Here is a 5,784-nt window from a genome sequence, read left to right as displayed (position 1 = left end):
AGGGGGGCGAAGGGGGGATAGGGGGCTAAGGGGGGATGTGGTAAAGACTTCTTGAAACCTAGCTTAGGGCTTGCTGAAAAAGACGGTTGGTAAAGGAAGGGAAAGGTGCATCTCACTTTTGTAAAAATATAAGTCTGGAGTAGGTTAGACTTCGGCAACGCTGCCGTCCAGGGGTGAAGCGATACGAAACCCAACAACAGCTCAATTCACCGCAGAGACTCCAATTTGATAAATTTACAGTTTTGAGATGCACCCTAAAATTTCTTCTCGTTTGAGTTGTAGAAGTTCTCGAACGTTCATCAACCTGAATTTGAAATAGGGTGTGCTGAATAAAACTGAAGCCTTTATGAAACCAGAACGTTAAGGGAATCGATTTAAAACAAGTTCCGAGTTTTCAGCCATAATGGGTCTAAAATTCGGAAGAAAATCGCGAGCCGCTCGCATTCCTCCGCCTCCGATTTCCTGTTCCCTTTCCTAACTTTAACGTTAATACTTTTTCAGCAAGCCCTATCTAGAACGCTGTTCGTTACTTCTGTGTGTCAACGCATCCTTCGCCAACGCTGAAGCCGATCTCGAGCAGCAGCGATCGCTCGAGTGTGAGCTTGAATTTGGCGACGTTTTTCAGCATCCATGAGCTAGGCTTGACTCCGACTTGGGCAACTCCTTTTAGCTTAACTCCCTTCTCTCAAACCGCTCTAAGTATTCTTACTCATTGCAAGACTGGAATACACCCTTGACGTGCTTCCTCCCGTCCTTGTTCGATACCGCGTTCTATCCAACTGGTGACGATTTCCATCGTTCGTTCTTCCTGTAGTAAATCGTAAAAAACCGGGTTTCTCGAAAAAAATTGGTTGTGAGAGAACCTTACGATTCAGATTCGGGATACTGCGACAACCACGCGATTAAGTCAGCTTCGCTTTCAAAATCAAGTAAGGCTTCTCCTAACGCTTCAACCTCGTCGATGGGAAGTGAACGGATGCGATCGCACAACTGAGAATCGACCCCTCCCAAACGGCGATCGAGTTGACGCAGGACTAACGAGATTTCCCGTTCGCGTCCTTGCTGTAAGCCTTGTTCGATACCGCGTTCCATCCAACTGGTGACAATTTCCATGGTTCGTTCCTCTTCTAACAAATCGAACTGTTCCAACTCCGCTTCAAACCGGGATTCCTCCACTGCGTTCAACCGCAGGTAAGTATCCACAAAACCTGAAATCAACGCTGTTTTCGCCGGATCTAACCGCAACGTCACCAACAACCGCAGACATTCGGCTTTGACTTTGGGTCGATCGATCTCTGCAATTTGCATTTTCGCCATCAACGCCGCCGCGACGGGGTTCGGTTGTCGCAGAAAGTCTCGCCAGTTGAGACGGTTCAGTTGTACGACCCGATATCGAAATTTTAAGACTTCTCCGTCAAGAAATGCCACAGTGTACGTATCTGGTTCGGGACGTTTCGGGATGTCGTAGGACAGTAAGGCGATGGGATAGACGGGTAAACCGTATATTTCGTCTAAACGAGCGAAATAACGGAACATCCGACGGGAGAATCCGGTTTGCGCCGAGGCTTGAGCTTCGGTGTGAATCAAGAAAAAGCTGTCCTGTTGGCGGAATTTCGCCCGAACTAATACGTCGATTTCCCGGCGTTCCCCGGAGGTGATGTCGGTGAAGACTTCTTGGGGAAGGAAGGTGATGGAGTCTCGATCGATCTCTTCGGCGATCGCTGGAAAGAACAAATCGAGGAATTCCCAGAAGAACGTCGATAAGAGGGTTTTGAATAGGCGATCGTGGTCGATGTCCAAGGGCTTTTTTCTCCGCAACTCCGATAGTTTTTAGGATTCTTCAGATTCGGGATATTGCGCCAACCACGCGATTAAGTCAGCTTCAGTCTCGAAATCGAGCAAAGCTTCTCCTAAGGCTTCAATATCGTCAATGGAAAGTTGACGAATTCGATCGAATAACTGAGAATCGACCTCTCCCAAACGTCGATCGAGTTGACGCAGGACTAACGAGATTTCCCGTTCGCGCCCTCGCTCTAAACCTCGCTCTAAACCTTCCTCCCGTCCTTGTTCGATACCGCGTTCCATCCAACTGGTGATGATTTCCATGGTTCGTTCCTCCTCTAACAAATCGAACTGTTCCAACTCTGCTTTAAACTGAGATTCCTCCACTGCGTTCAACCGCAGGTAAGTATCCACAAAACCTGAAATCAACGCTGTTTTCGCCGGATCTAACCGCAACGTCACCAACAACCGCAGACATTCGGCTTTGACTTTGGGTCGATCGCTCTCGGCGATTTGCATTTTCGACATCAACGCCGCCGCGACGGGATTGGGTTGTCGCAGAAAGTCTCGCCAGTTGAGACGGTTCAGTTGTACGACCCGATACCGAAATTTTAAGACTTCTCCGTCGAGAAATGCCACAGTGTACGTATCTGGTTCGGGACGTTTCGGGATGTCGTAGGACAGTAAGGCGATGGGATAGACGGGTAAACCGTATATTTCGTCTAAACGAGCGAAATAGCGGAACATCCGACGAGCAAACCCGGTTTGCGCCGAGGCTTGGGCTTCGGTGTGAATCAGGAAAAAGCTGTCCTGTTGGCGGAATTTGGCCCGAACTAATACGTCGATTTCCCGGCGTTCCCCGGAGGTGATGTCGGTGAAGACTTCTTGGGGAAGGAAGGTGATGGAGTCGCGATCGATCTCTTCGGCGATCGCTGGAAAGAACAAATCGAGGAATTCCCAGAAGAACGTCGATAAGAGGGTTTTGAATAGGCGATCGTGGTCGATGTCCAAGGGTGCATCTCAGTTTGGCAAAAACATGAGAATTGGAGGCTGAAATCCTTATTCTCTCGTATAGATTTACATTTTTGAGATGCACCCATGTCCAAGGGCTTTTTTCTCCGCAACTCCGATAGTTTTTAGGATTCTTCAGATTCGGGATATTGCGCCAACCACGCGATTAAGTCAGCTTCCGTCTCGAAATCGAGCAAAGCTTCTCCTAACGCTTCAACGTGGTCGATGGGAAGTGAACGGATGCGATCGCACAACTGAGAATCGACCCCTCCCAAACGGCGATCGAGCAAACGCAGAACTAACGAGATTTCTCGTTCGCGCCCTCGCTCTAAACCTTCCTCCCGTCCTTGTTCGATACCGCGTTCCATCCAACTGGTGATGATTTCCATCGTTCGTTCCTCCTCTAACAAATCGAACTGTTCCAACTCTGCTTTAAACTGAGATTCCTCCACTGCGTTCAACCGCAGGTAAGTATCCACAAAACCTGAAATCAACGCTGTTTTCGCCGGATCTAACCGCAACGTCACCAACAACCGCAGACATTCGGCTTTGACTTTGGGTCGATCGCTCTCGGCGATTTGCATTTTCGACATCAACGCCGCCGCGACGGGATTGGGTTGTCGCAGAAAGTCTCGCCAGTTGAGACGGTTCAGTTGTACGACCCGATATCGAAATTTTAAGACTTCTCCGTCAAGAAATGCCACAGTGTACGTATCTGGTTCGGGACGTTTCGGGATGTCGTAGGACAGTAAGGCGATGGGATAGACGGGTAAACCGTATATTTCGTCTAAACGAGCGAAATAACGGAACATCCGACGGGCGAATCCGGTTTGCACTGAGGCTTGGGCTTCGGTGTGAATCAGGAAAAAGCTGTCCTGTTGGCGGAATTTAGCTCGAACTAATACGTCGATTTCCCGGCGTTCCCCGGAGGTGATATCGGTGAAGACTTCTTGGGGAAGGAAGGTGATGGAGTCTCGATCGATCTCTTCGGCGATCGCTGGAAAGAACAAATCGAGGAATTCCCAGAAGAACGTCGATAAGAGGGTTTTGAATAGGCGATCGTGGTCGATGCACACAATTCGGCAGTCTCCTGATTACGATAATTTCTGTTTTTATCGTTGTGAAGTAAGGAGATTTTAGTCAGATTTTTTCTATTTATTTTATGTCTTTATTTTAACACATAAAAAAGTAATTTTTTGTTTTTTTGTGAATTTGATTTAACGATTTGAATTGGGTAGAAAAACTGTTTTTCTCAAGAAACTCGGTTTTGAGAACGAGCTTTCGGCGGGTTCATCTCAAATTCGTAGAATGACCTCTCTGCGCCTCGACTGAGCGCGACTCGGCTGAGCGCTCGTCGAACGCCTCGCCGAACGTCCTTCGGCACCTCCCCTTAGCAAGGGGAGGATGGGTGGGGTTCCGATCGCAAAAGTGAGATGCACCCTTTTCGGTGAATTCTCTTCAGACTTACTCTGAAATTTGATTTCGAACCCAGTCTTTGACTTTTCGACGAGTGGCGAGTCGTCCCTCTTGGCGGTGGCGATCGAGAATTTCGGGAATCTCGCGAACGGGAATTTGAGGAAAAATAGAACTGGTTTCGGTGATGGAATAATTGTCCGCGTCGAGTTGGTAAATTGTCAGTTCTTTGCGTTTGATGTCGTAATTCCAAATTTCGGGAACGCCGAGTCTGGCGTAGATGGCAAGGCGATCGAGGGATTTATGGGTTAAGTCGATTTCTAAGGCTAAGTCGGGAGGCGGATCGCGATCGAGATCGAAGCGAGATAATCCTCGAATTCTCGATTCGTTTTGGAGGTAGAAGCAATCGTCGGGTTCGACTCCCGCGAGTTTGGCTTCCCGTTTCCAGGTTGTCGAACCGAGACAGTCGTATTCAATGTTTAAAACTTCGGCGATATCTTTAATAATGGTTCCGATTTGAGTTTTGTACCGTTCGATATCGAGACAGGTTTTCAGGATTTCCAGCGTTCCGCGATCGAACGCAAAACGCACGCCGTAAGATTCTCCAATGGTTTGAAGGAGGGTTTCAAATTGCTGCCAGGTTAGGTTGTGGAGAACCACGCGATCGCAGCGAGGAGATGTGGTGAAAACCATCGTTTGACCTCGTAATTTGACGATTCGAGACTCTGGATTGAGTTGTTGACAATTTCGATTTCTGCTTCGTCGAACGAGCAGGTTAATAAAAATAAGAATCGGGTGGATAGAACGACTCGATTCGCGGCTGAGGGCGACTGATTTTCTAAACCTGCTCCGCCTACAGTCTACTGCGCCAGTCGGGGGGGGTTTGGCATGGCGGTGGGGTTTTTCGGCTGCCATAATCGATCGTATAACCGTAGATTTTTCCAAACTCGACCATGTGGCATTGGGTGCGGCGTTGGCTGAAACGGCTGTGGGCGTGGGTAAAACGGCTGTGGGCGTGGGTACGTGGCTGGTTCCGAAGGACACCCCCACCGCCTCCGCCTGCAAAGTCAAAAGACGAGTTTTCTTCTCTCAGTGACGCGCAGTATGAAGTGCGTTTTTTCCAGTTACTCAACGGGGTGGAACGGGGATGGACACCAAAACGGGTACGGGAACATTTGGGAGAGCGTTGGCGCGATCCTGGGTTTCTCAACTGGTTGCAGCGATTTGGCAAGAAGTTGCTGTCGTCTTCCGTACCGAACCATCAACTGGCGCGGCGTATGGTGCAGTTGCGGGGGGAAGGCTGCGGAGCATTGGGAGAGACGGCGGCGGAGATTGGGGAGCAGTTGTTGGCGAGGGATGTGCGGGTGGAACCTGTGGAATCGGAGTCGCAGGAGTCGGGAACGGTGGCGGAGGAAAGGGAAGAGTCAACTGAAGCCATTTCTAATGAGGGTTTGCTGAAAAAGTTATCAAAAGCTGGGGGTGGAAAATGAACAAGAAGCCGTCTTACTCAAGGTATAAATCTGAATTGACTTAACTCGTCCACTTTATAAGTTACAATAATATTTCTCGACAAAATTA

General features: G+C 48.9%; 5 protein-coding genes. 1 reads left to right on the top strand and 4 read right to left on the bottom strand.

The features are described 5' to 3' along the window. Nucleotides 1-864: 864 nt before the first annotated feature. From GEI7105_RS0110830 to GEI7105_RS0110815, 4 genes are all read right to left on the bottom strand, one after another. The gene (locus GEI7105_RS0110830; RefSeq protein ID WP_017660486.1) at nt 865-1,800 is read right to left on the bottom strand and encodes a DUF4351 domain-containing protein; all 936 of its coding nucleotides are present in this window, start codon (nt 1,798-1,800) and stop codon (nt 865-867) included. A gap of 30 nt (nt 1,801-1,830) precedes the next feature. Then, complete coding sequence (locus GEI7105_RS0110825) at nt 1,831-2,793, bottom strand: DUF4351 domain-containing protein (protein ID WP_017660485.1); 963 nt, start codon at nt 2,791-2,793, stop codon at nt 1,831-1,833. A 125-nt stretch (nt 2,794-2,918) separates the two neighbouring features. After that, complete coding sequence (locus GEI7105_RS0110820; protein WP_017660484.1) at nt 2,919-3,869, bottom strand: DUF4351 domain-containing protein; 951 nt, start codon at nt 3,867-3,869, stop codon at nt 2,919-2,921. Between the two features lie 388 nt (nt 3,870-4,257). Then, nucleotides 4,258-4,899 carry a Uma2 family endonuclease gene (locus tag GEI7105_RS0110815; protein WP_026097580.1) on the bottom strand — a complete coding sequence of 214 codons (642 nt, stop codon included), beginning with the start codon at nt 4,897-4,899 and terminating at the stop codon, nt 4,258-4,260. A 260-nt stretch (nt 4,900-5,159) separates the two neighbouring features. Here GEI7105_RS0110815 and GEI7105_RS0110810 point away from each other — a divergent pair, with 260 nt between their 5' ends. Then, on the top strand, nt 5,160-5,696 hold the full coding sequence (locus GEI7105_RS0110810; RefSeq protein WP_017660482.1) for a hypothetical protein: 537 nt from the start codon (nt 5,160-5,162) through the stop codon (nt 5,694-5,696). Nucleotides 5,697-5,784: the final 88 nt, after the last annotated feature.

Source organism: Baaleninema simplex PCC 7105, from assembly GCF_000332355.1.
In the GTDB taxonomy this organism is placed as follows: domain Bacteria; phylum Cyanobacteriota; class Cyanobacteriia; order Cyanobacteriales; family Geitlerinemataceae; genus Baaleninema; species Baaleninema simplex.
The sequence above is the reverse complement of the archived record's forward strand: the minus strand, read 5'-3'. Positions and strand labels throughout refer to the sequence as shown.

What these genes read in the sequence shown, in the direction of transcription:
- GEI7105_RS0110815 (WP_026097580.1), bottom strand. Translation starts at nt 4,899, where the DNA reads ATGGTTTTCACCACATCTCCTCGCTGCGATCGCGTGGTTCTCCACAAC.
- GEI7105_RS0110810 (WP_017660482.1), top strand. Translation starts at nt 5,160, where the DNA reads ATGTGGCATTGGGTGCGGCGTTGGCTGAAACGGCTGTGGGCGTGGGTA.